At 69.4% G+C, this 20,677-nt stretch carries 23 protein-coding genes and 3 pseudogenes; 18 read left to right on the top strand and 8 right to left on the bottom strand.

Going from position 1 to position 20,677, the window contains the following annotated elements:
• Window positions 1-344: pseudogene (locus tag ACWDA7_RS37245) on the bottom strand (IS1380 family transposase); the annotation flags it as partial.
• 549 nt (window positions 345-893) lie between these two features.
• On the opposite strand from ACWDA7_RS37245, the gene ACWDA7_RS37240 reads away from it, so the two are divergent.
• The 8 genes from ACWDA7_RS37240 to ACWDA7_RS37205 all read left to right on the top strand — a co-directional run bounded on the left by ACWDA7_RS37240 (window position 894) and on the right by ACWDA7_RS37205 (window position 6,120).
• Window positions 894-1,367: an ATP-binding protein gene (locus tag ACWDA7_RS37240; protein WP_450610436.1), complete on the top strand. Its 474-nt coding sequence runs from the start codon at window positions 894-896 to the stop codon at window positions 1,365-1,367.
• The gene (locus ACWDA7_RS37235) at window positions 1,364-1,783 is read left to right on the top strand and encodes a DUF6415 family natural product biosynthesis protein (protein WP_450610434.1); all 420 of its coding nucleotides are present in this window, start codon (window positions 1,364-1,366) and stop codon (window positions 1,781-1,783) included. The genes ACWDA7_RS37240 and ACWDA7_RS37235 overlap by 4 nt, the downstream gene beginning before the upstream one ends.
• Window positions 1,780-2,553 (top strand): hypothetical protein, encoded by a 774-nt coding sequence (locus ACWDA7_RS37230; RefSeq protein WP_450610432.1) that lies wholly within the window; start codon window positions 1,780-1,782, stop codon window positions 2,551-2,553. The genes ACWDA7_RS37235 and ACWDA7_RS37230 overlap by 4 nt, the downstream gene beginning before the upstream one ends.
• A gap of 102 nt (window positions 2,554-2,655) precedes the next feature.
• The gene (locus ACWDA7_RS37225) at window positions 2,656-2,877 is read left to right on the top strand and encodes a hypothetical protein (protein WP_450610430.1); all 222 of its coding nucleotides are present in this window, start codon (window positions 2,656-2,658) and stop codon (window positions 2,875-2,877) included.
• Complete coding sequence (gene tgmB, locus ACWDA7_RS37220; protein WP_450610428.1) at window positions 2,874-3,854, top strand: ATP-grasp ribosomal peptide maturase; 981 nt, start codon at window positions 2,874-2,876, stop codon at window positions 3,852-3,854. Before ACWDA7_RS37225 ends, tgmB begins: the two co-directional genes overlap by 4 nt.
• Window positions 3,851-4,936 (top strand): methyltransferase domain-containing protein, encoded by a 1,086-nt coding sequence (locus ACWDA7_RS37215; protein ID WP_450610426.1) that lies wholly within the window; start codon window positions 3,851-3,853, stop codon window positions 4,934-4,936. Before tgmB ends, ACWDA7_RS37215 begins: the two co-directional genes overlap by 4 nt.
• A 630-nt stretch (window positions 4,937-5,566) precedes the next feature.
• On the top strand, window positions 5,567-5,809 hold the full coding sequence (locus tag ACWDA7_RS37210) for a hypothetical protein (RefSeq protein ID WP_359405626.1): 243 nt from the start codon (window positions 5,567-5,569) through the stop codon (window positions 5,807-5,809).
• Entirely contained in the window at window positions 5,806-6,120 is a 315-nt protein-coding gene (locus tag ACWDA7_RS37205; protein ID WP_450610424.1) for a type II toxin-antitoxin system PemK/MazF family toxin, read from the top strand. The genes ACWDA7_RS37210 and ACWDA7_RS37205 overlap by 4 nt, the downstream gene beginning before the upstream one ends.
• Before the next feature lie 68 nt (window positions 6,121-6,188).
• Here ACWDA7_RS37205 and ACWDA7_RS37200 read toward each other — a convergent pair whose 3' ends face one another.
• The gene (locus tag ACWDA7_RS37200) at window positions 6,189-6,344 is read right to left on the bottom strand and encodes a hypothetical protein (RefSeq protein WP_450610422.1); all 156 of its coding nucleotides are present in this window, start codon (window positions 6,342-6,344) and stop codon (window positions 6,189-6,191) included.
• A 222-nt stretch (window positions 6,345-6,566) separates the two neighbouring features.
• Between ACWDA7_RS37200 and ACWDA7_RS37195 the strand changes: the two genes are divergently transcribed.
• The 4 genes from ACWDA7_RS37195 to ACWDA7_RS37180 all read left to right on the top strand — a co-directional run bounded on the left by ACWDA7_RS37195 (window position 6,567) and on the right by ACWDA7_RS37180 (window position 9,572).
• On the top strand, window positions 6,567-7,097 hold the full coding sequence (locus tag ACWDA7_RS37195) for a single-stranded DNA-binding protein (protein ID WP_450610420.1): 531 nt from the start codon (window positions 6,567-6,569) through the stop codon (window positions 7,095-7,097).
• 84 nt (window positions 7,098-7,181) lie between these two features.
• Window positions 7,182-8,021 (top strand): DNA-processing protein DprA, encoded by an 840-nt coding sequence (locus ACWDA7_RS37190; RefSeq protein WP_450610418.1) that lies wholly within the window; start codon window positions 7,182-7,184, stop codon window positions 8,019-8,021.
• Between the two features lie 67 nt (window positions 8,022-8,088).
• A complete protein-coding gene (locus ACWDA7_RS37185; protein WP_450610416.1) occupies window positions 8,089-8,460 on the top strand; it encodes a hypothetical protein in 372 nt (123 codons plus the stop codon).
• Between the two features lie 554 nt (window positions 8,461-9,014).
• Window positions 9,015-9,572, top strand: coding sequence for a DUF6233 domain-containing protein (locus ACWDA7_RS37180; protein WP_450610415.1), 558 nt, complete (start codon window positions 9,015-9,017; stop codon window positions 9,570-9,572).
• Window positions 9,573-10,318: 746 nt separating this feature from the next.
• Here the strand turns inward: ACWDA7_RS37180 and ACWDA7_RS37175 are convergent.
• The 3 genes and pseudogenes from ACWDA7_RS37175 to ACWDA7_RS37165 all read right to left on the bottom strand — a co-directional run.
• Window positions 10,319-11,302 (bottom strand): annotated as a pseudogene (locus ACWDA7_RS37175) (IS481 family transposase); the annotation flags it as partial.
• Window positions 11,303-11,582: 280 nt separating this feature from the next.
• Entirely contained in the window at window positions 11,583-12,851 is a 1,269-nt protein-coding gene (locus tag ACWDA7_RS37170; RefSeq protein ID WP_450610413.1) for an RNA polymerase sigma factor, read from the bottom strand.
• Window positions 12,848-13,210 carry a YciI family protein gene (locus ACWDA7_RS37165; protein ID WP_450610411.1) on the bottom strand — a complete coding sequence of 121 codons (363 nt, stop codon included), beginning with the start codon at window positions 13,208-13,210 and terminating at the stop codon, window positions 12,848-12,850. Before ACWDA7_RS37165 ends, ACWDA7_RS37170 begins: the two co-directional genes overlap by 4 nt.
• 570 nt (window positions 13,211-13,780) lie before the next feature.
• Between ACWDA7_RS37165 and ACWDA7_RS37160 the strand changes: the two genes are divergently transcribed.
• A complete protein-coding gene (locus tag ACWDA7_RS37160; protein WP_450610409.1) occupies window positions 13,781-14,218 on the top strand; it encodes a hypothetical protein in 438 nt (145 codons plus the stop codon).
• A 252-nt stretch (window positions 14,219-14,470) separates the two neighbouring features.
• On the opposite strand, the gene ACWDA7_RS37155 is transcribed toward ACWDA7_RS37160, so the two are convergent.
• The gene (locus ACWDA7_RS37155; RefSeq protein WP_450610407.1) at window positions 14,471-15,823 is read right to left on the bottom strand and encodes an endonuclease domain-containing protein; all 1,353 of its coding nucleotides are present in this window, start codon (window positions 15,821-15,823) and stop codon (window positions 14,471-14,473) included.
• 89 nt (window positions 15,824-15,912) lie between these two features.
• Between ACWDA7_RS37155 and ACWDA7_RS37150 the strand changes: the two genes are divergently transcribed.
• The 5 genes from ACWDA7_RS37150 (at window position 15,913) to ACWDA7_RS37130 (ending at window position 19,558) form a co-directional block, all read left to right on the top strand.
• Window positions 15,913-16,143, top strand: coding sequence for a hypothetical protein (locus ACWDA7_RS37150; RefSeq protein ID WP_450610405.1), 231 nt, complete (start codon window positions 15,913-15,915; stop codon window positions 16,141-16,143).
• Window positions 16,140-16,877 carry a hypothetical protein gene (locus ACWDA7_RS37145; RefSeq protein WP_450610403.1) on the top strand — a complete coding sequence of 246 codons (738 nt, stop codon included), beginning with the start codon at window positions 16,140-16,142 and terminating at the stop codon, window positions 16,875-16,877. The genes ACWDA7_RS37150 and ACWDA7_RS37145 overlap by 4 nt, the downstream gene beginning before the upstream one ends.
• 221 nt (window positions 16,878-17,098) lie before the next feature.
• Entirely contained in the window at window positions 17,099-17,443 is a 345-nt protein-coding gene (locus ACWDA7_RS37140; protein WP_450610401.1) for a hypothetical protein, read from the top strand.
• A 120-nt stretch (window positions 17,444-17,563) separates the two neighbouring features.
• Window positions 17,564-18,259 carry a hypothetical protein gene (locus ACWDA7_RS37135; protein WP_450610399.1) on the top strand — a complete coding sequence of 232 codons (696 nt, stop codon included), beginning with the start codon at window positions 17,564-17,566 and terminating at the stop codon, window positions 18,257-18,259.
• Window positions 18,260-18,643: 384 nt separating this feature from the next.
• Window positions 18,644-19,558: a replication-relaxation family protein gene (locus ACWDA7_RS37130; protein ID WP_450610398.1), complete on the top strand. Its 915-nt coding sequence runs from the start codon at window positions 18,644-18,646 to the stop codon at window positions 19,556-19,558.
• Window positions 19,559-19,598: 40 nt separating this feature from the next.
• Here ACWDA7_RS37130 and ACWDA7_RS37125 read toward each other — a convergent pair whose 3' ends face one another.
• Together ACWDA7_RS37125 and ACWDA7_RS37120 are read right to left on the bottom strand one after the other, a co-directional pair.
• Window positions 19,599-20,168, bottom strand: coding sequence for a GNAT family N-acetyltransferase (locus ACWDA7_RS37125; protein WP_450610396.1), 570 nt, complete (start codon window positions 20,166-20,168; stop codon window positions 19,599-19,601).
• Between the two features lie 10 nt (window positions 20,169-20,178).
• Window positions 20,179-20,677 (bottom strand): annotated as a pseudogene (locus ACWDA7_RS37120) (hypothetical protein); the annotation flags it as partial.

The raw sequence follows: 20,677 nt of genomic DNA, 5'->3' as shown, positions 1-20,677 counted from the left end.
AGTTGGAGGGCATGGCCGTGGGTGAACGCGCGCAGGAAGGTGCCCAGGGTGGAGGGGGCACGGATCCCGCCGAACACGGCCGGCATCGCACCGTGCCGCAGGACGTCGAGGTCGTCGATGCTGTCGGCCCCCGCGACCATCCCGGCCACGATGCTCGTGACCTTCGCGTCCGCCGCCGCACCCGCGCCGTTCCTCGCCCCGGTCAGCCTCACCTTCCCGGCCACCAGCCGGGAAAGCCCGCACCGCTCGGCCAGCCGCATCACCGGGACCAGCCCGGCCTGCGCGATCAGATTCGGGTCATCGAACGCGGCGGAGACCGCCGCCGGCTTATGGGAAACTTGCATCTCGGAAGTGCCTTGCCGATCGTGCGTGCTGGAAGCGTGAAGAACTCCCATCATCGCAGGTCACAAGGCACTTCTTCATTTGCCCAAGCGTCATCCACAGGCATCGGTCGGTGGATCGAGGCTAAGGCGGTGACGGGTAATCCGGTGACCTGCTCCAGTGCCGCACGGGTAGCCGACTTCGGCCACCGGACCCGGCCAGCCTTCCAGTCCCGGACCGATGACCCATCAAGGCCGCCTGGTCTCCCAGTTAGCGTCTCGATGGCCCTATTTACCGCTTCTGCCAGGGAGTTGGAGCTGTGGCCGTGCTCATCCATCCACGCCTCGAGTGCAGTGTTACGCGTGGGTTCCATGTACGCACGGTAGTCCCGCTAAAGCCGCACCGCCAGGTAAAGCATAAGTCAAATCGCCCTAGGGCGTGGACGCGATCGGGGCTCCTTCGCCCTAATCGGCTTTCTCAGGACGGGAGTTAGCTGATTGCACGAGTGGCGGACCAGTGACGGTGCTTTCCGTTCACGCCCGGTCAGCCTCTGCCCCCCCGCCGAGGACGTGATGACGACGACAGCCCTACGGACGCATCGTGCGGACCCAGAGCACGACGGGAACGTGATGAGCGCACGCTTCAGCATCGCCCGCCGCGACGGCGCACCGCCTCGTCCTGAGGACGCATGTCAGCCGGGAACGATGCGGCGTATAGCTGCACGCCGCCTGAGGGCTTGTGGCCTGCAGCCGATGACGGACGACGTCATGCTCATCGTGTCCGAACTCGTCACCAACGCTGTCCTGCACAGCACCGGCTCGCTGGTGTTGCTCGAGATGACCACCGAAGCCGGACACCTGCGCATCGCCGTACGAGGCGACGCCCCGGCTCGAGTCGAAGTCCAAAACCCTACGCCTGATGCAGAAGCCGGACGCGGACTTCGGATCGTGCGGGCCCTCGCCGACGCCCACGACGGGCGGTGGGGGACGAGCGACCAGGGCGCAACCACCTGGTGCTTACTGTCACTCGCCGGAGTCCGGCGATGATCAAGACAACACGGGATCGTGCCCGGCCGGGGTCAACCTGGCCGCCCCCTCTCGACAGCGAGGTCCTGGCCAGTCTCCTCACGAAGATCCACAAGTGGGAGGCGTACGACGGAGAGGCTCTCCTCGACGACGTGGGGGCCGCACTAGACGAGGTCATCCCCGGAGGGGAGTACGTCGAGGACCTCGCGAGGCGTCTCCGCGGCCACCTACAGCGCCTGGTGCACATCGCTGTCGCCACGGAAGCGGACCGAGACGTTCAGACCGCCCGACTCATTGAGCAGGCCCGCACGGTTCGTACCAAGGACCTACCGGGTGAGCCCCGGAAGGCCGTCGGCCACCTGCGCCGACTGGGCTGGACCGTCAACGAGCTGATGGAACGCCTGGTGGCCACGAGATGCTTGAAGGAAGCGGCGTGATCACCCGCCCGCTCCCCTACAGCCCGTACCCGCGCTCTTCAGGAGAGATGGCGAGCGGCGGGGGGTCCGCCGGGCCGGGCCTGATCCCCTACGTCACTCTGCGGGAAGGGGAGGAGGTCGCCCCGGCCACCCTGGCGTTCGTGCAGGAGTGGCCCGGCAACCGCCTCCGGCTGCGGTACACGGACGAGGAGCCCGAGGACCGCGACGTGCGGGGCGTGTTGTGGGGACGCTGCTCGCAGAACCGTAGGGACCAGCGGAACATGCTGACGGGCAAGCCCCTGTGGAGGCTCATGCACCCATCCCGGCAGCGGGAATGCATGCAGGCCATGCGCTGCCAAGTGTGCGTCCAACCGGCCAAGACGCCTCTCGGGTACATCTTCCTCGCGGGCCCCGTCGACTACAGGCCTAATGAGTCGACGATCGTCACGGCGCAGCCTCCGGTGTGTGCGCGGCATGTGCGGGCCGCCGCCATGTTGTGCCCGCACCTCAGCGGCCGGCCACTGGTCTTCCTCGCCGAGAGCGCGCCCCTCTACGGGGTGCACGGCACCGTGTACGGCTACGGCCAGGGTGGCGTGCACGCGGTGGATCAGCCGGACTTCCCGCTGCGCTACGGCGACCCGGACCTGCCCGTCTTCCTCGCGTCCCAACTAGTCCGGCGGCTGAGCGTCTTCCGCCGACTGAGCCTGGCCGAGCTCCTCGCCGAGCTCACCGCGTTCAGAGCCCCGGTCCCGCACCAAACCGGCTCCGTCCACGCGTGCCCTGTCGCGTAGGGGAGCCTCAGACTCCCGTACCGGCCCGGCCGGGGTGATCTCCCGGGACTGTACGGGCAGCCCGGCCACCACCCGGGCTCCATGAAGATCACTGGAGGACACATGAGCACAGCAACCATCCCGTTCGGTGCACGAGCCGCAGCGCCTCCGTGCCTGGTCACCACCTCGATCAAGGGCGTGACCTGGAACGAGAAGCGTCAGCTGAACATCCAGGCCGACGGCACCCCCTGGCACACGTCCGACCTGGCGGCCTCGACCACGGACACCAACCTGGACGGCCAGGGCGACGACGTCTCTGACCCGTACTTCGCGCCCGCGTCATGACCGCCGCCGCCCGCCCTGTGCTCGTCGTCGCTGAACGGCTCGACGCATCAGCGGACATGGTCGTGGACGAACTCAACAAGCGTCACGTCCCCGTGCTCCGCTTTGACGTCGCAGCGTTCCCCCAGCAGCTCACGCTCACAGCCGGCCACGCGCCAACAGAGTGGGGCTGGACGGGGATGCTTGACGACGGGCGCCGGACGGCGCGGCTTGAGGACGTCCGGGCCGTCTACTGGAGGCGGCCCGGACGCCCCGTCATCGCCGACGCCGTTCCCGAGCCCTACGCCACCTGGGCAAAGAATCAGGCCGATGCTGCGCTGCTCAACGTGCTTGCGGCGCTGCCCGGCGCACGGTGGATCAACAACCCGCACCACGATCGAGTCGCTGCACACAAGCCGCAGCAGCTCGTCGTCGCTACCCGCTGCGGGCTCCGCGTGCCCCGCAGCCTGATCACGAACGACCCCGATGCCGCCCGCGACTTCGCCAAGCAGGTCAACGGGCCGCTGATCTGCAAGCCGGTCCTTGGCGGACGCCTGCCGGTAGACGAGGGTCGGCAACTCATGGTGGCCACCCACTACGTCGATCCCGCGGCGTTCGACGACAGCATCCGCACCACGGCCCACTACTTCCAACAGGCCATCGAGAAGGCCTACGAGGTGCGGCTCGTCGCCGTCGCAGACAAGGTGTTCGGCGGCACCCTGCACACGTCCTCGGAGAAGGCGCGCACCGACTGGCGCACCGACTACGAGCACATCACCTACGGCACAGTTGACGTACCCGAGGACGTCGCCACAGCCGTGCGGCGCTTCCTGGCCTATTACGGCATCGTGTTCGGCAGCTTCGACTTCGCCGTGACTCCGGCCGGAGAGTGGGTGTTCTTCGAGAACAACCCCGCGGGAACGTGGGCCTGGGTGGAGAACCGCACCGGGCTGCCGATCGCCGCCGCACACGCCGACTACTTGCAAGGAGCCTGCGAATGACCTGGCTGGACAACGACATCGCGGCCGCGTTGCGGGAGGAGTTCGCCGCCGCGCTTGACCCGGCACACACCAGCTCGTGGAGGGATGCGTTCGCGTCCGTCCCCCGCCACGTGTTCGTGTCCAGCTTCTACACCCAGGGCGCCGCCGGCGCGTGGGAGCGCGTCGGGCCGGGCGATCCCGGATACCTGGAGGCCGTCTACTCCGACCACGCGCTGACGACCCAGCTCGATGAGCGGGGCATCCCGACCAGCTCATCCAGCGAGCCCTCCATCATGCTCGCGATGCTGGATGCACTCGACGCCAGGGATGGTGACACCGTGTTCGAGCTGGGTACCGGCACCGGCTACAACGCGGCCCTGCTCTCCCACCGGCTCGGCGAGCAGAACGTCACCAGCATCGACGTCGATCCGGAGCTCACCGGCGCAGCAGCAGGGCGCCTGGCGGATGCGGGCCTGCACCCGTTCATCGCCACCGGTGACGGCGCCGGCGGCTGGCCAGACCGCGCCCCCTACCAGCGGTTCATCGCCACTGCCGCGCTTCGCGCGATCCCCAACGCGTTCCTCAAGCAGGCCGCGTCCGGCGCGGTCATCGTGGCCCCGGTCGGCTACGGCATCCTGCGGGTCACAGTGACAGCCCCTGGCCATGGCACGGGATGGTTCCTCCCGACCCCGGCCCACTTCATGCCCCGCCGCACCTCGTCCGTGCCGCCCGCATTCGACGCGGCCCGGGAAGCCGAGCCCACCAAGACCACGACAGCGCCGAGTGACGTCCTGGGACGGCTGCGGTTCCCCCTCTCACTGGCACTGCCCGGGCACACCACGTGCTCCTGGCGCGATGAAGGGGGCAAGCTGACGGCCGTCGGCATCTGGACGCAGGACGGGGCAACCGCGACGGCTCACGTCTCTGGCGCGGTTCGCCAGGTCGGACCGCGCCGCCTGTGGGACGTCGTCGAAGGCCTCGCCGAGACCTTCGCCGGTGAACCGCAGCGGCAGGAGTTCCACGTCAACATCACGCCCAGCCGTCAGACCGTCTGGTACCGGACACCTGACGGGCCCGCCTGGAATCTCCCACAACCCCAGTAACGAGCCCCCTGACCGCAGAAGCCCCCCCCCCGCCCGCCCGGGGGTTCTGCATTCCCGCAGGCCGCGTGTAACAGACGGCGCGGTCACTCCATCCATACGTTCCGGGCAAGGCGCACCGCTCCGGCCTCTTCACCGCCACGGAACACCACGAAGTGATGGCCGCCGCCCGCGCCGCGGCCCTGGCCCGTATGGACGCCGTCATCGACGAGCTCACAGAGGACGAGGTCAACGAGTACCAACTGCAGCAACTGCGCCAGGCAAAGGGCGAGACCCCCCAGTTCCGGCGCTGGCCAAAGCGGTACAGCAAACGCATCGGGGCCAGAATCATGGTGGCCAGAGCGTCCTGGCAGTGGCCCGGTCCCCCTGTGGTCGGCGAGCTCCTCGCCGGATCCCCCGCCGACCTGATGCAGTGGCTGGCCGCCGAAACGCACAAGCAGCGCTCTCTGCTCCTGGAGCAGTTCCAGCAGGAGGCGTGGAACCGTGCGTTCGACCAGTACGGCCCCCGGGCGCGACGGCCGAGGCGTCGCGCCCGGGCGCGCCGCCCGCCGTCCTACGCCCGCCTCGGGATAGGTAGCCACCAGTGCGGCGCTACCATTCATCGCTACCAATTTCTGGTAGTAGCATGGGGGGATGCCCGGACTCACGATCACGTTCACGGACGAAGAACTGGCCACGCTGCGAGCGACAGCACGCCGCGAGCAGGTCTCGATGAAGGCCTACGCCCACGCCACGGTCATCGAGCGCATAGAGCAGGAAGCCCTGCGCGCCGGCTACCGTCAGTTGCGCGATGAACTCGGCCACGCCGACAGCAGCGCGATCCGAGCCGCGGCGAACACCTCGGCAGCCCGGATCGCGTCCGAGGCCGGCGAGTGAGCGACGCCCACGTACCGCACCGCGGCGACATCATCCAGGCCCGCACAGGCGGACGTACCGACCTGTGGGCAGTCGTCTCCAACGACATCCGCAACACCGAACTCGACAGCGTCCTGGCCGCCCGCGTCCTCGCTGTCGGCGGCACCTCACCCACCCGCGTCGCGACCGCCGACGACGACCCACTCACCGGATACATCTCCGCTGACCACATCGTCACCATCTACCGCGACGAGATCCACGAACACGTCGGCACCCTGACCCCCACCACCATGACCGCACTCAGCCGCGCCCTACGCGCCGCCATGCCCTGACCAGCCGTCGCAGACGGGCGACGGAAGGCCGAGTTGCACCGCCGCCAGGGCCACCGCGTCGGCCACACTCAGCCCCTCACCACCATCCTGGCCAGCTCGGCCCGCAGCACCTCCGCCCGCAAGGCCACGCGCTCGGCAACCGCGCGCTGGGGGTCGGTCAGGTTGCGGCAGCCGCACCGCCGCACCGCGTAGTGCTCCACGCCGGCACCGTAAAGCCACACCACGCCACCCTGCGCGCGCGGGTGCGAGGAAAGAGGCGCTGCCGCCGCCCGAGGCCCGCACACGGGCGCGCAGCCGCCCTCCCGCCACGGGGGCGCCGGGCTGACGCGAGCGGCGGCCGGAGGGTGGCGGCAGTGGCTGCGACGGCTGACCCGCCGAATGCCCTGGTGAACGGGGGGTTGACTCATCCCTAAAACACACTAGTATTTGAGTTAGGAGGTGTTCGTATGGCCCCGCTCATCCCGCACGTGTTGTCCGGCACCGTCAGCAGCGACGTCGAATGCCGCTTCATCGAATCCGGTATCGCCGTCTGCCGGTTCCGCGTCACCGCGACGCCGAGCCAATGGGACGCCGCCGCACAGATGTGGCGGGATGGAGCCCCGATCCCCTACGTCTGCACGGCCTGGCGGGACCTCGCCCGCAACGCCACCGAGTCCCTCGCCATCGGGGTCACCGTCCTGGTCAAGGGACGCATCACCGAAACGAGGGACAACTCCATCTACGTGAGCGTCGACGACCTGGGCATCAGCCTGCGCCAGCGCATCGCCTACACCGAAGCCAGCCTGCCCAGCCCGGCCGCCGCCGCTCCCGTCACCCCACCCCCGACGGCTCAGCCCGCCACACCGAGCACATCCCGAGCGGCCGCAAGGCAGCCGGGCAACCCACCCGCCTGGTGGGACGAGCAAAAGTCTTCCGGCTGGGCGGACACCGGCACCTCCGCAGCCGCCGACGGCTCTCCCCTTCACGTCGGCCGCTGACCCTCTCTCCTTCTTCCCCTTCACCGCCCACCTGGCGCGGCACCGGTTCGCCTGCCGGTGCCGCACCCTGCCCGAAAGGCCGCCATGCCCACGAGCACGCTGTCCGACCGGGCCGCCCGCGCCGCGCTGGCCGCCCACTTCACCCCGGACCAGGTCGCCGCCGACCTCGCCCGCTACTCCCCCGCCGACGTCTGGCTGCAGCGCGTGCGTCACGACGGCAGCGGGCGACTGGCCCAGTACAAGACGCGCGCCGAGCTCGACAACGCACAGCTGACCTGCCGGTTCATCATCCCCGCGGATGAGGTCTGGCCCACCGCCCTGACAGACCTCGGACCGGACTGCCCGCTGGGCCTGTGGGTCCGCGGAGGCGACCGACTGCCCCAGCTGACCGGCCGCGCCGTGGCCGTGACCGGCAATCGCAACCCCACCAAGGGAGCCATCACCCGCACGCATGCCTTCGCGGCCGCCGTCGCCGAGGCCGGCCACACGGTCACCGCCACACTCGCCTACGGCGTCGACTCCGCCGCCCACCGGGCCGCCGCCCAGACCGGACATGCAACCCTCGCCGTTCTGCCGTGCGGCCTGGACCGCGCCCACCCGCACGACCACGCCCAGCTGTTGAGTTCCATCGCCGCGTCCGGCGGCGCGGTGGTCAGCCTCTACCGGCCCGGGACCGCAGCCAGCGGCGCGACGCTCAAGGCCAGCGCCCGGCTGATGGCCGCGCTCGCCCGTGCGGTCATCCTCATCGAGGCCCTGGACCACGCTGAAGCGACCCGCACCGCCGAGTCCGCCGTCGCACTGAACCGGCCCCTGCTCGCCGCGCCCGCCGCCGACGACGTCCGCTCCGGTGGCAGCGCCCGCCTGCTCGCCGAGCAGCTCGCCGTCCTGGTCCCGGACCCCGCAGCCGCGCTTTCGCTGCTCTGAGACCCCCAACCGCCCCCGCGCCTTGGCCCTTCAGGGCCGGGCGCGGGGGCGGTGAGAGGACCGTGCCGTGCCTGAGCTCGTCGACTTCTTCGCGGCCGTCGTCACCGCCCACCCCGACGACGCCGACCACGCCCCACTGCTGAAGGACCCCGTCCACGCGCGCGTGGCACGCGCCGGCGACGTCGTCGACGGCGACCTGATCCTGGCCGCCGTCTCCCTGCGCGGCGCCGACTACTTCAACGACCAGTACACCGCCCACCCCGAGCCCTACGACCCGGCCTGCCAGTGCGGCGTGCGCTGCCACCTCACCCACGAACCCGGCCCGGTCGTCGTGCTCTCCAACGGACACCCCTGGCCGGCCTGCGACCCGCGGCTCGCCGACGCCCTGGTCCTCATCATCCCCGCCCGCCCACTGCCCGACCGGACCGCGAAGGAGTGACAGACCGCCATGCCCCGCACCGCGTACACGCCGCCGCTGCCCGGCCTCACCGCCAACGATGACCTGGACACCGTCATCAACAGAGGACTGGGAGCGGACTCAACCGCCTACCTCGCGAAGATGCTCACCGACCCCGCCGCGCACGGCATCGACCTGGAGCGCGTCGGTGCCACTCGGGTAAAGAAGAGCCGTCACGACCTCGCCGCGCCGGCATGGGAACGTTGCTGCGCGGGGGGCGGCCCCGGCCGTACTACATCCCGCCACGGGGACCGGGGCCTGTCCCCCACACTCCATACAGGCACGGGCTGCCGAAAACCCCACCTATCTTTTATCGAGACGTCGTCCTGCCCACTAAACCAAGCAAGACGGAGGGTCGCGTCCCCTGAAGTGGTGTAGCCGATCAAGGCGACAAACGCCCAGTTCACCGGTGAAGATCACCAGCGAGATCGGCTACACCACGCGGCGGGACGCCACCAGACGGGAGCGAGAGACAGCCATGGACGGCCCAAAGGCCTGGGCCCGTCATCCGAGCGAAAAGGACAAGAGCAGTCATCGTGGACCAGGGAAAGGACGCCCACCGCGTGCCACCGATCTTCGTCATACTCCCCGACGCCCAGGAAGTCCGCGGACGGCTGCACGCCCGCCGGCAGGTGAAGGACGGCTGGCTCTACCAAGTAGGAATCCTGGTGTGGCAGGACGGCACAAACGGCTCCGCCGAACCTGCCGAGCAGCGAGTCTGGGTGAGTCCCGCACACGCACGCCCGGTACCCGGTGTCTCCTACGAGCACGTCCCGACCCACCGTCTGTCCGGAACAGACACCCCATCCCAGAAACGCCCGCCCGCATGGACACTCCAGTACCTGCCCCACCGCCTCGGACACCCGGGCGCCACACTCCTCCACGTCGTCGGCTGCACTCCCAGCGACCGGACACTCACCCGGGAAGAGGCCCTTGCCGCGCTCCGTCAACCCCGCTCAGCAGCCTGCATTGAGTGCGACGCGGCCCGATCCCTCACCCCGGAACAGCATCAGACCGACCAGAACCACCAGACCGAACAACAGCGCGACGACGAATCTCTGCAGGACACGAACCCCAACAAAACGCCCCCATAACCGCCCAGCCCGAAAGACCGGCGCGACAAGGAACAGAGAACAGAGGAGGTTGTCGCCCTCGGCGACCCCCACGTACGTCAAGAGCGCCTCTTCCGCACCCAGGATGCTGCTCAGGACCTGCTCTTCGGCCTGCGAGCACACCGGCCGATCCCCCGTGAACCAGCCCGGAGATGCAGTCGGCCTGCGCGCACTACCGTAGAGCCGTGCCGATGACGATAAGCAGCTGCTCTGCCTGCGGCGAGGAAACCTGGGTGAACACCGCCGACACCGAACGGTGGTTCTGCAACTGCGGAGCCGAACAAATTCCCGAGAGCGCTGTTACCTGTGACGGCGACGGCCCCAAGGGCCCTGACATCGTGGGCTCGGGCCTTTACTGATCTGCTTCGCTGGTTGTGCGGGCAGGCCGCACCTGGGGGTCCGCGCTTGCGCGAAGGGGCGAAGCCCCCCTTGCCCCCTGGTGGCCTGCCCTCCACCGCCATCACGATGACCGTGCTCTCGACCGCTGGCTTCAGCAGTGACTGGCACCTCGCTCCTGCCGGGGAGCCGAGTCCGGGGGCGGGGCTGCTTTGTCCGTGTGGGCGCGTACCGTGGACCGGCACCACGAACTCGCAGCAGGAATCACCATGTCGCCCTCTAAATGTGGTGTCTCAGGAGGTTGGTTCCACGGCGTCCTCGAACGTCAGCTGCTGCGGGAAGGTACCGAGCGGTTCCGGCGGCTGGTCGAAGGTGACGCGGTAGTCGCTGCCGGACGTCCGGCTGATCGGCGGTTTCCCGCCCAGGGCGGCGTGCGGCCGCTCGTGGTTGTAGTAGTTGAGGAAGTCGGCGAGAGCGACGCGCCGTTCATGCTCGGAGGTGTAGTCCCGGATATAGGCATACTCGCGGGCCAGCGTGCCGTTGTAGCGTTCGACCTTCCCATTCGTCCGCGGCGTGTAGGGCCGGGTCCGCTTGTGCTTCGTGCCCGTCGCGGCGAGCGCGGCAGTCCAGCTCCTGGAGCGGTAGCAGGAGCCGTTATCGGTGAGCACGCGGTGGATCACCGTGATGTCGTGGGCAGCGAAGAACGCCACGGCCCGGTGCCAGAAGGCGACCGCGGTCACGGCCTTCTCATCCTCCAGGGCCTCGGTGTAGGCAAGTCGGGAATGGTCGTCGAGCGCGGAGTGAAGGTAGGTGTAGCCGACCTTCCTGGTGCCCGGACCGGTGCGCTTGGAGGCCCGTGCGGCCTCGGTGCCCACTCCGTGCATGCGCCAGCCGCCGCCGGCGGGGATGCGTCAGAGTTTCTTGATGTCGACGTGGACCAGGTCGCCGGGGCGCTCGTGCTCGTATCGGATGACCTCGCGCAGTTGCTCGCCGGTCGGCGGGTCGAGGTCGCGCAGCCGGTTGAGTCCTCGCCGGACGAGGATGCGGTGCACGGTGGCGGGCGCCATGGTGACGCCGTGCAGCCGCTTCAGGTCGGCAGCGAGTCGGGCGGGCCCGTGCTTGGTCTGCCGCCGCAACGCCTCCACCAGGTCCGCGACGTCCTGCCCGGTGCGGGCAGGACTCGTGAATGGGCGCGAGGAGTGGTCGAGGAGGCCGTCCTGTCCGTGGGCCCGCCAGCGTGCGTACCACTTCGCGAGACAGCGCCGGGAGATGCCCGCTTCGGCGGCCACGTGGGCGATGGGCCGACCGGCGTCGATGCGGAGGCAGAGGCGTAGTCGCCCCTCCGGGGTCAGTGGTGCGTTGCGGTGCCCGGCCATCGGCCCCCGCCGCTTGGTCGTGCCATGTGTCCCCCTACGGTGATCCAGAAGGCTACGGAGCTTCTCTGATGAAGCGCAGCCCTGGCAGCACCGAGGTCTACGCAGGTCAGCCAGGCGCTCCGATCTGGGCCTCGGACGGCCACTGGCCGCCGGAGTCCTGGTCGCCGCGGCCGTCACGGTCGCCCTGAGCTCGAAGGAGTACCAAGCCGGGGCGGCCGACCTGCCGAAGCCGGATTCCGAGGCAGTCTCGGACGAGGACTGGCCGCCGAGAGCCCGGTGCCTAGGCCCGATGCAGACCGGCGAGGCGTTCGGCCAGAAACTCGCGTTCTGCGTCGTTCCCGGTCAACTCCAGCGCCTGGCGGTAGGCGATCGAAGCCTCCTCCGAGCGGCCGAGGCGATGCAGCAGGTCCGCCTTGATCGCCGGTAGGTACTGGTATCTCGCGAGTCGGCCGTCCTTCTCCAGCTGCGCGACCTCTTCCAGCGCCTGTGCCGGACCGGAGACCATCGACACCGCCACCGTGCGGTTCAACGCCACCACCGGTGAGGGCCACACCGACAGCAACTCGTCGTACAGAGTCACGATCTGTGGCCAGTCCGTCTGGTCGTAGGACGGCGCCTCGGCGTAGAGCGAGGCGATCGCCGCCTGCAGGACATAGCGGCCCGACCGACCGCCGCGCAGCCCGTCCACGATCAGGTCGTGCGCCTCGGTCATCGCCGCGCGGTCCCAGAGGGATCGGTCCTGGTCCTCCAGTCGCAGCAGGCGACCGTCGGAGTCGACCCGGGTGGCGCGCCGGGCGTCGGTGACCAGCAGCAAGGCGAGCAGCCCCCGCACCTCCCGCTCGTCGGGCATCAGCTCCCGCAGCATCCGGGCCAGCCGAAGCGACTGGTCCACCAGGTCATTACGCACCAGCGATGCGCCAGACGGCGCGGTGTGCCCGGCGGTGAACAGCAGATGGATCACACCGAGCACCGCGCGCAGTCGATCCGGCAGCTCAGCCGCTCCCGGCAGCCGGAAGGGGATCCGCGCGGCCGAGATCTTCTTCTTCGCCCGGGTCATCCGGGCGGCCATCGTCGACTCCGATACCAGAAACGCCCGGGCGATATCGGCGGTCGTCACCCCGCACACCAGCCGCAGCGTGAGTGCCAGCTGCGCCTCTTGCGCCAACGCCGGGTGGCAGCACATGAAGATCAGTCGCAGTCGCTCGTCCGGTACCACGTCCTCCGGCTCGGCGGCGGCCGGTTCGTCGATGGCCACCTCGTCCTCGGTCTCCTCGGGCTCTACCAGCAGCGGGAGTTTCGAGCGGAACGTCTGCTCGCGCCGCACCGTGTCCATCGCGCGGCGCTTGGCTGCGGTAGTGAGCCACGCCTCCGGGATGTCCGGGATCCCGTCGCGGGCCCAGCTCGCGAGGGCCGCGGCATACGCCTCCTGCACGCACTCCTCGGCCAGGTCCAGGTCGCGCGCGACGCGCGCCGTCGCGGCGAGCACCAGGGCCCACCCGCGACGGTGCGCGTCCGAGACCGCCGTCTCGACGTCTGCCGGGGGCGTCATGCCGCGGCGGGCCGATGCGCGATGAAGCCGCCTTCGACGGGCCGCACCTCGACACCGCCGCCCTGCTGAGTGGCGGGATTGGCCCGAGCGATCTTCAGAGCGGCGTCCAGGTCGGGCGCCTCGATGATGGCGAAGCCGGCGATGACCTCCTTGGCATCGACGAACGGGCCGTCCGTCACCACGTCGTCGCGGATCGAGGTCGCTGTGTCGGTGGCGGGCTGCAGCGCGAATGCCGCGACCAGGGCGCCGGACTCCACCATGTCCTCGAAGTGGCGGTCATGGGCCTCCCGCGCCCCGGGAATGGCCTCGGCCTCGTCGACATGTGCCTTCGCGTAGATGAGGATCGCGTACTGAGCCATGACGGCTGTCCTTCCAGGTACTTGTTGTTGCCTGACACACTTATGTCGAACGGCCGGCCCGGATTCGACAGCCCTCCTCGAAGTTTCTTCGACCGATACCCCGCGACGTGACGATCACCCAAGCAGACGCGGCCGACCCGTGAGGGATCGCCCTCCCGCCGGTCCGTCGCCGATCTTGTCGACCGGGCCGACGAAGAAGGTAGATCTCCTTGCTGACCGGGTCCTCTTTGTCGAGCGAGGGCGTGCACTCCGGCCGCCGATGACCACGGGTGGACTTCTACACGAAGGCCGTCGCCACTCGCGGAACCAACCTCACGAGACGGCACATCTAAAGAACAGTCCGCCTCCACCGCCGCCCCGCCCGCGCCGCTCGTGCAGCGTCGGCCGCAGCGGTCAACCGTCCGTCACGGCCAGGCATCTTGTGCCGACTACGGCTGCACCCGCCCTGAGTGCCGCCAAGCGGCACTCAGGGCCCGCCGCCAACGCAACCAGGACCGCCTCCGCGGTCTCCCCGCCCGCGTCCCGCCCTATGCCGCCGCCCGGCGGGCTGTCCGGCTGCGCGATCAGGGCATGTCCGCGCAGGACATCGCCGACAGGGCAGGCCTGTCAGTGACCCTGGTCCGCCGCCTGATCCGCGTCCCAGGGCAACGGCAGGTGGCCTGGGACATCGCTCGCACTACCGCCGGCGCCGTACTCGGTATCCCGGTCCCCGCCCCTCGCGAACCCAGCGCCCCGGGCCTGACCGGCTCCGCTGAAGCGTCCCGGCTGCTGGCCGACTTGGCGCGTGCCGGATGGCCTGCCGCCGCACTCGCCCTGCGACTGGGTGTCAACGCCCGCACTGTCGCCGAAGTCCGCGAGAAACGTCCCCGCCTCCATCTCGATCTGGCACTGCGGATTCGCCGCATGCACCGCGAACTGATCGGCATCGATCCCGTCAGCCAAGGCATCCGCCCCGCCGACGCCGCCCGCGCCCGCGCTGCAGCTGCCCGACGCGCCGCCGGGGTCTGAGGAACATCCGCTGGCGCGGGCCCGCGCTGGCAGCCCACCGCTGGTCAGGCCGCCGGTGCGAACAGTGGGACCAGGCGTTCCTTCTGCCAGGGCCCAGACTCTGGGCGCGGCGGGTCCCGGAGATGTCTGAGGTGTGGGGCTGCTTGTGGCGTTGGTGGAGGAAGCGGCGGGTTTCGTGGGCGTCCGGGTGGGCTGCGAGCCGGCGCCGGGCGGGCGTGGGCTGACGTTGGTGTCGGATCTGGTGCTGTGCATTCAGAACAGCGCCAGGCCCTCACCTCTGGTGTCCGCGATGACTGGCCGGAACCGGGTGGGTAGGTCGTCCAGGCGGTCGGGTCCGGCCGCGGCGGCCACGGCCGGGGCGGTTTCGGCCAGCCAGGTGCTAAACCGCTTGGCGGCTTCACGGTAGGGGACTTGCGTCAGGACACGGTGCTCACCGGAAGGGCAGAAGTCGACGGCGACAGTGAGCAAGCAGGAACGGGGCGCGTTCTGACTGCCCGTCCAGGACACGCGCAGCACACCACAGGGTTTGCGCGCGCGGGAGCCGCGGGCATCGCGATGGGTCGGGCGCAGCGATCGGCAGGCTACGTAGGCGGTCCATGCGGCGAGATGAGGCAGTGGCAAGGTGGTGCGGGCGCGGCAGCCCGGGCAGCGGTGCCAGTGGCGGAGCCAGTCGGCGGCGTGGGTGTCAAAGAGGCGTGTGTAGTGGTTGGCCACGCGGATGTCGTTGCTGTACAGGTGGTCGGGTCGTTCTAGTGTGTTGCAGGAGTAGCAGACGGGGGCGCGGACGTAGCCATGTTCGTGGCAGTGGTCGAGTACGGCGGCAGGTGCGGTGCGGCAGATAGCGCAAGTCCACCCAGCCACCTTGCGGAAGGTGCCGGGTTTCCTGTTCAGTGCCGAGTACAGGTGACCTCCCAGTTCCCCGTTGTACGGGCGCAGCGAGGCCGTTGAGCAGTCGGGACCTGTCGTCTGCTGGCCGTCGGCGGTTCGGGCCTGCCGGTGGTGGCTGGGCGGCTCGATGACGGCCGTGTTTCCCTGGCAGGTCCGTGCGGCTTGCAGCCACTGCGTTTCGGTGTGCTCGGCCGCGTCCAGCAGCCTGACCACGGCGCGCGGCAGCCACCATGTCCGCACCGTCCGGTCTCGAGTTTGCTCCACGAGTATCCGCCGCCAGTCGATCCCCGCCAGATGGGACGGCCGGCCGCCTTCACGTCGTGCTGCCTGCTCGGGGGCGCCCAGCTCCTGCAGTTCCCGGGTGATGCGCTGGCGCCAGCGCATCAGTGTTCCCTCGTTGCACTCCTCCTTCGGCGCGCTATGGAACGGACCGATGCGGACCAGGTCCTGGCAGTCCATCTCAACCGCGTTCAGTTCCGCTGCCGCCCGGCGCACCTCAATCTCCGGAACACCCCACTGGCCGCCGCTTGCCTTCACCGTCGCCACCACACGGCAGCCGAGCAGGACGTACCCCACCCGGGCATTGGCAGGAGAACAAGTGAACGCCGCAGAAGCCGTCGGCACAGCGCTGTCGGTCGTCAAGCCGGCCCACAAAGCGTCCGCAGCGCCCAAAGGGATCAGGCCGCCCGCGCGACCCGGGATGACACGCTCAGGCATACCGACAGGCTAACGACCCGCACCGACATGCTGATAGGGGCGGCCTTTCTGTGCACGACTTGCTGGGATTGGGCGGTCAGGAAGACAAAGTGGACAAGGGACGTGCCGGTCTCAGGACCATCGGCGGTGCGGACGCCGTCACAAGAGTTACAAAGGTCCTGGGGAAGGAAAAGGCGCCACCGCATCTCGCCTCGCTGCGGCGGCTCGCCGACCTCGGCCTCGACTGGGCGGCCCAAGCCACGGAGGCGATGGAACCGCCAGCGGCCGCCCGTGCCCACAACCGTCCGGACGCACCGGCGGGGAGGACAGCGCGGTCATGATGGCCGTGTTCATGGAAGCCGCCCGCATCGCCGGCGTGGCCGACCGGATGGTCTCGTACCACTGCAGCCTGGGGGTCTTGGAGTGGCCGTCCGTCGTGTTCGACGGCATGCGCTACCCGGGGGTGTACGAGCTCGCGGCCCTGCAGAGCGCCGCGTTCGGGGTGCCCGCCGACCGGCACCTGGAGGTCAGCCGCACGATGCCGGGCCCGGACGGGACCCGGTTGCCGCACAGTCTGCTCACCGAGATAGCGGCGTACGGGCGCTTCCCCCGGATGGGCAGCCCGTACTGCCGCAAGAACGCCAAGGAGAGCGTGGTCTCCAGCGCCTGGGCCCTCATCGTCCGCCAGCTCGGGCGCGAGCTCGGCCGGTCGGTGCGGATCCTGAAGATCATGGGCCTGCGCAGCGATGAGGGTCCCGACAGGAAGAGGCATGCGCCCTTCCGCACGGTGCAGGCCAACAGTGCGCGGATCGTGGACGAGTGGCTGCCCGTCAAGGACGGGTCGACCTCCGCGGTCAAGGAGTGGCACGCCGACGCGCCGGTGCCCTACTGCTGGACGTACGACTCGGTGCCCGGCGCCGGCGACTGGTCAGGCACCTCTCGCTGTGTGTCTTCGCCGCCCGGACCGATGTTCTGCTCTCCATCGGCCGGCGACCGCGGCTGGCCGACCTGTACGCCGAGATCGAGCAGGCCCGGGGCGACAGCTTCCGCGCGGACTGGCGTATCACCGACCTGATCCGGCATGCCGAGCAGTGCGGTGCGCCCGACCCCGGCATCGTCTGCCCGGACGACGGCCCGGAGTTCACCGCCCTCGAGGAGCAGGTACGGGCGGCCCTGAAGAAGGAGCCCCGCAAGGAACCCGAACTGGCACGCCGCGACCGTCGCGCACTGTGCGACGGCTGTGCCGCTCCGCACTAATCCGAGCACCCCTAATCTTTCCTGAAAGGCATACTGCTCATGATGACGACGAACACCCAGAGGATTCTCGACCTCGCCACGGCCGCACCGGCCAGCCACGGCGAGGACCTGTTGCTGCTCCTTCGCGAAGCGAGCGAGTTGTACCAGCAGGGATTCGAGGGCCTGCGCCACACCGTGGCGGCTCGCTTCGCCGGGCTATCCACCAGGGATCTCGTGGCGGCCGCGAACGCGGCCGGCATGCCCTGCGACGTATCCCAGGACCGCGACGAGCTGCTCCTGCTGCTCGCCCTGACCGAGTGGGAGATGACCCCAGCGGCCATGGCCTACTCAGAGATGGCAGAAGACGCCGCCCGCCAAGGGGTCAGCCTCATCCCAGAGGAATGAAGCCAGAAACAGGCCCGGATATGGCTCGGACAGCTGGACACCCACCCCAAACATACGCCATTATATGCGTTGCGAGCCGGGCAGGCCGGCTCCTCGCGACGCGATGGGACGGTTCAGGTCATGGCTGCCCGATCCACGCCGCACCTCGTCGAGGCTGCAGAGATCGCCGCAGAGCACGGGCTGACGCCCGCCCGCATCAGCTCGCTCTACCTCGAGCGGGAGACCAGCGGTTTCCCAGAGGTCGTCGGCCAGCGCGGCCGCGCCCGCCAGTGGGACAAGAGCGACGTCGATAAGTGGTTCGCCCAACGGCAGAAGTCGCCCCGTCTGCAGCAGCACAAGCCGCCGAAACTCGATCCCGACGAACTGCTCACCGGAGCCCAGGCCTCCAGGTTCCTCGGCTACAAGAACCCTCAGCAGGTCAACACGTACGTGCGGGACCATCCCGGCTACTTTCCCGATCCCGACGTCGTCGAGGAACTGGGCACTGCAGACAGGCCCTACCGCCGGCCGAAGTGGCGCGTGCAGACACTCCTGGACTGGAAAGACACCCGCCCGGGCAGCGGGAAGCGCAGCATCGAACGCGCAGCACCCGCCCTGCCGGACGTACCCGTCGATGGTGACCCAGACGAGCTGCTGGGCGCATCACAGGCAGCAGCCCTGCTCCGATTCAAAAGCGTGAACTCCTTCAGCAGCAGTCTGGGCCAGGGCAACCTGCCCCTGCTGAAGACTGTGGACGCCACTTCCGAGAAGGGCGGACGCCGCCGGTGGACCCGCCGGCGCATCCTCGAGCAAGCCGCGCAGCGCAAAGCCAAGTGACACAACCGGGCGGTGGCCGTTTCGCCCACCGCCCCCATAGACGCGACATCCGGTTATGGGTTGTTGATCCCCTGCGGACCGGATGTCGCACGATGGCCGGCACGGCGTGGCTCGCCACCACGCCCCGCAGCAGCCCCGGCTGCTGCGGACCGGCCATCGCCGAACTTCCGGTAGTTCCGCCCTCCGCGTGCGTCAGCCGACCTTGCCGAGGCTGGTCAGCGTCCCCCGCGGCAAGCTGTCCTTGCGTGCGGGTGGGGCTCGTGGTCGGAGTCATGGAGCCCGACCACGACCCCGACCACGAGAGTGTTTCGCGTTCGTGACCATGGTCGGGGCTTCATGGTTGGGGGTTGGGTCGGGGGCCACGGGTTTCCTCAATGAATGCCCATGACCAGCCCCACATCGAGCGCCCCGGCCACCAGCTTGGCTCCCAGTCCAGCCGAACCGCTGCGTCACCAGGTCCTGGCCGCGCTCGCCCAGCACCGCATCGCCACCACCAGCCAGTTGCGTCGCATGCTGCGGCCGGACGGCACGCGGCAGCTGCTGTCCCGAGTCCTGAACAAGCTGCGCTCCGACGGCTTCGTCGACTACACGGTGCTACCGGATGCAAGCCGCTCACGTACCAACGCCTGGTACCTCACGCAGGAAGGCTCGCGTCTGACCCGGGACCTGCCTGTCCTGCGGGGGCGGCCGCCTTACCCCATCACGTCGACTACGGCAGCGTCGTTGAAGACCCCGCACACGCTCGCCGCCGTACGTGCCCACCTTGCCTTCGCCGAGGACGCCCGCCGGCTCGGACACGAGCACGGCCCTTGGGACTGGACCCCCGAAGTGTCCCACTCGATCGGCGAGGGCGAGCGGGTGGTCGCCGATGCCCTCATGTACTACACCGTCGTCGAGAGCGAACACCGGCGAAAGCTGCGCGCGTTCGTAGAAGTCGACCGCACCACCATGAGCAGCGAGCGGCTGGCCGTGAAACTGATCGAGTACGCGCGCCTGTTCCAGCACGAGGCCCAGCCCGTCGGCCGTCGTAGGCCGGCGGGCACCGGTCCTGCCTGGCTCCGTTGGTATCCGGTCTTTCCGCGCGTGCTCTTCGTGCTGACCGGTGCGGCCCGAACCAGGCTGGAGAATCGCATGAGCGATCTACAGGCCATGGTTGCCCACCACCCGCTCGTAGCGGCCCTCGCCAGCGAAGTCCGCCTCGGAGCCGCTGTACTCGAAGACCTCGAGCAACACGGTCCCGCCCAGTCCGTGTGGGTTCCCCTGACTGGCGGGAAGCCTTGCCCGTGGATGGAGCTGTGAACCTTCTGCTCGAGCGGGTCTGCCGGGCGGAACGCTGGTGTCAGGAAGCATTGCTGACGTGCAGGAGGAGCAGGTCGAACTCGGGCCCTCCTGGCTCGTTGACGTATGGGCCGGCGTACTCATAGCCCAGCCTCGCGTACAGGTCCTGACCGCGCCGGTTCGAGGGCAGCGCGAGCAGGGAGGACCACTGTGGGGCGATTACTCGCAGCAGCTCAGCGTGCATCCGGGTGCCGATTCCCCGGGACTGCCACGGCGGTCGGACCGCCAGCTCGCACAGCCCCATGAGGCGTTCGGTGCGGGCGCCAGCCGGAACCTGGTCGACGAGATCGGGTCCGAACCAGTAGTCGGCGGTGCAGGGGAAGCCATAGCCGAAGCCGACGGCGCTGCCGCCCTCGTACGCCATCACCAGGGCGAATCCCTCCCACTTGAGGTGACCGGTGATCTGGCGGTGCAGGGCGGGCACGGAGAGCCCGGCCGTGGCCGCGCCAGGGTTCGCGACCAGCTCGGGATGAGCGTCTGCCCAGATGTCCGCGGCAACGTCCACGAGCGGCGGGACCTGTCCCGGCCCGTAAGTGCGGATCACCACGCCGGTGTGGGTGCTCGGGGCCACCGTCTCCTCCTCAGCTGACGCCGGTTGTCGTGCGGTACTCCTCCAGCCAGTCAGCGACCGCCGGGACGGCGGCGTGCCGCTGGAGCGCGCTCTGCACGTTGTGCAGCTGCTGCAGCAGCCGGTCAGAGCGAACCTCTGGCACGTAGCGAAGGACGCGCCCGGCGGCCTCGGCCGCGGCTTCCGGCTCGGGGCGTTCCCTCACCGCATGTTGAATGGCGACGTCAGCCGTGTACAAGGCCCTGTTCCGCTGGAACTGGGTGCCGTGCAGGAGAACGGCCTGCTCGGCGCCGGCGGCGGCGCGCTCGTGCTGGGCGAGGTCGGCACGGGCGAGTGCTTCGAGCCCGGCCAGTTCACCCGGGCTGAAGAATTCCAGCCAGTTCGGGTCCGCCTCGCTGGGGCCTTTGGCGTAGAGGTGGTGAGCGCGGACGATCGCGGCGTCCGTGGCGCTGGTGTCCCCGAGCAGGGCCCATCCGCCGGCCTCGCGCATTGCCATGAGGGACAGCATCCTT

The organism is Streptomyces sp. NPDC001156 (genome assembly GCF_053598275.1).
The sequence above is the reverse complement of the archived record's forward strand: the minus strand, read 5'-3'. Positions and strand labels throughout refer to the sequence as shown.

Excerpts from the sequence above, each read along its gene's own strand:
- ACWDA7_RS37240 (WP_450610436.1), top strand. The coding sequence starts at position 894 with ATGACGACGACAGCCCTACGGACGCATCGTGCGGACCCAGAGCACGAC.
- ACWDA7_RS37235 (WP_450610434.1), top strand. The coding sequence starts at position 1,364 with ATGATCAAGACAACACGGGATCGTGCCCGGCCGGGGTCAACCTGGCCG.
- ACWDA7_RS37225 (WP_450610430.1), top strand. The coding sequence starts at position 2,656 with ATGAGCACAGCAACCATCCCGTTCGGTGCACGAGCCGCAGCGCCTCCG.
- tgmB (WP_450610428.1), top strand. The coding sequence starts at position 2,874 with ATGACCGCCGCCGCCCGCCCTGTGCTCGTCGTCGCTGAACGGCTCGAC.
- ACWDA7_RS37215 (WP_450610426.1), top strand. The coding sequence starts at position 3,851 with ATGACCTGGCTGGACAACGACATCGCGGCCGCGTTGCGGGAGGAGTTC.
- ACWDA7_RS37210 (WP_359405626.1), top strand. The coding sequence starts at position 5,567 with ATGCCCGGACTCACGATCACGTTCACGGACGAAGAACTGGCCACGCTG.
- ACWDA7_RS37195 (WP_450610420.1), top strand. The coding sequence starts at position 6,567 with ATGGCCCCGCTCATCCCGCACGTGTTGTCCGGCACCGTCAGCAGCGAC.
- ACWDA7_RS37190 (WP_450610418.1), top strand. The coding sequence starts at position 7,182 with ATGCCCACGAGCACGCTGTCCGACCGGGCCGCCCGCGCCGCGCTGGCC.
- ACWDA7_RS37170 (WP_450610413.1), bottom strand. The coding sequence starts at position 12,851 with ATGACGCCCCCGGCAGACGTCGAGACGGCGGTCTCGGACGCGCACCGT.
- ACWDA7_RS37165 (WP_450610411.1), bottom strand. The coding sequence starts at position 13,210 with ATGGCTCAGTACGCGATCCTCATCTACGCGAAGGCACATGTCGACGAG.
- ACWDA7_RS37160 (WP_450610409.1), top strand. The coding sequence starts at position 13,781 with ATGTCCGCGCAGGACATCGCCGACAGGGCAGGCCTGTCAGTGACCCTG.
- ACWDA7_RS37155 (WP_450610407.1), bottom strand. The coding sequence starts at position 15,823 with ATGCCTGAGCGTGTCATCCCGGGTCGCGCGGGCGGCCTGATCCCTTTG.
- ACWDA7_RS37145 (WP_450610403.1), top strand. The coding sequence starts at position 16,140 with ATGATGGCCGTGTTCATGGAAGCCGCCCGCATCGCCGGCGTGGCCGAC.
- ACWDA7_RS37140 (WP_450610401.1), top strand. The coding sequence starts at position 17,099 with ATGATGACGACGAACACCCAGAGGATTCTCGACCTCGCCACGGCCGCA.
- ACWDA7_RS37135 (WP_450610399.1), top strand. The coding sequence starts at position 17,564 with ATGGCTGCCCGATCCACGCCGCACCTCGTCGAGGCTGCAGAGATCGCC.
- ACWDA7_RS37130 (WP_450610398.1), top strand. The coding sequence starts at position 18,644 with ATGACCAGCCCCACATCGAGCGCCCCGGCCACCAGCTTGGCTCCCAGT.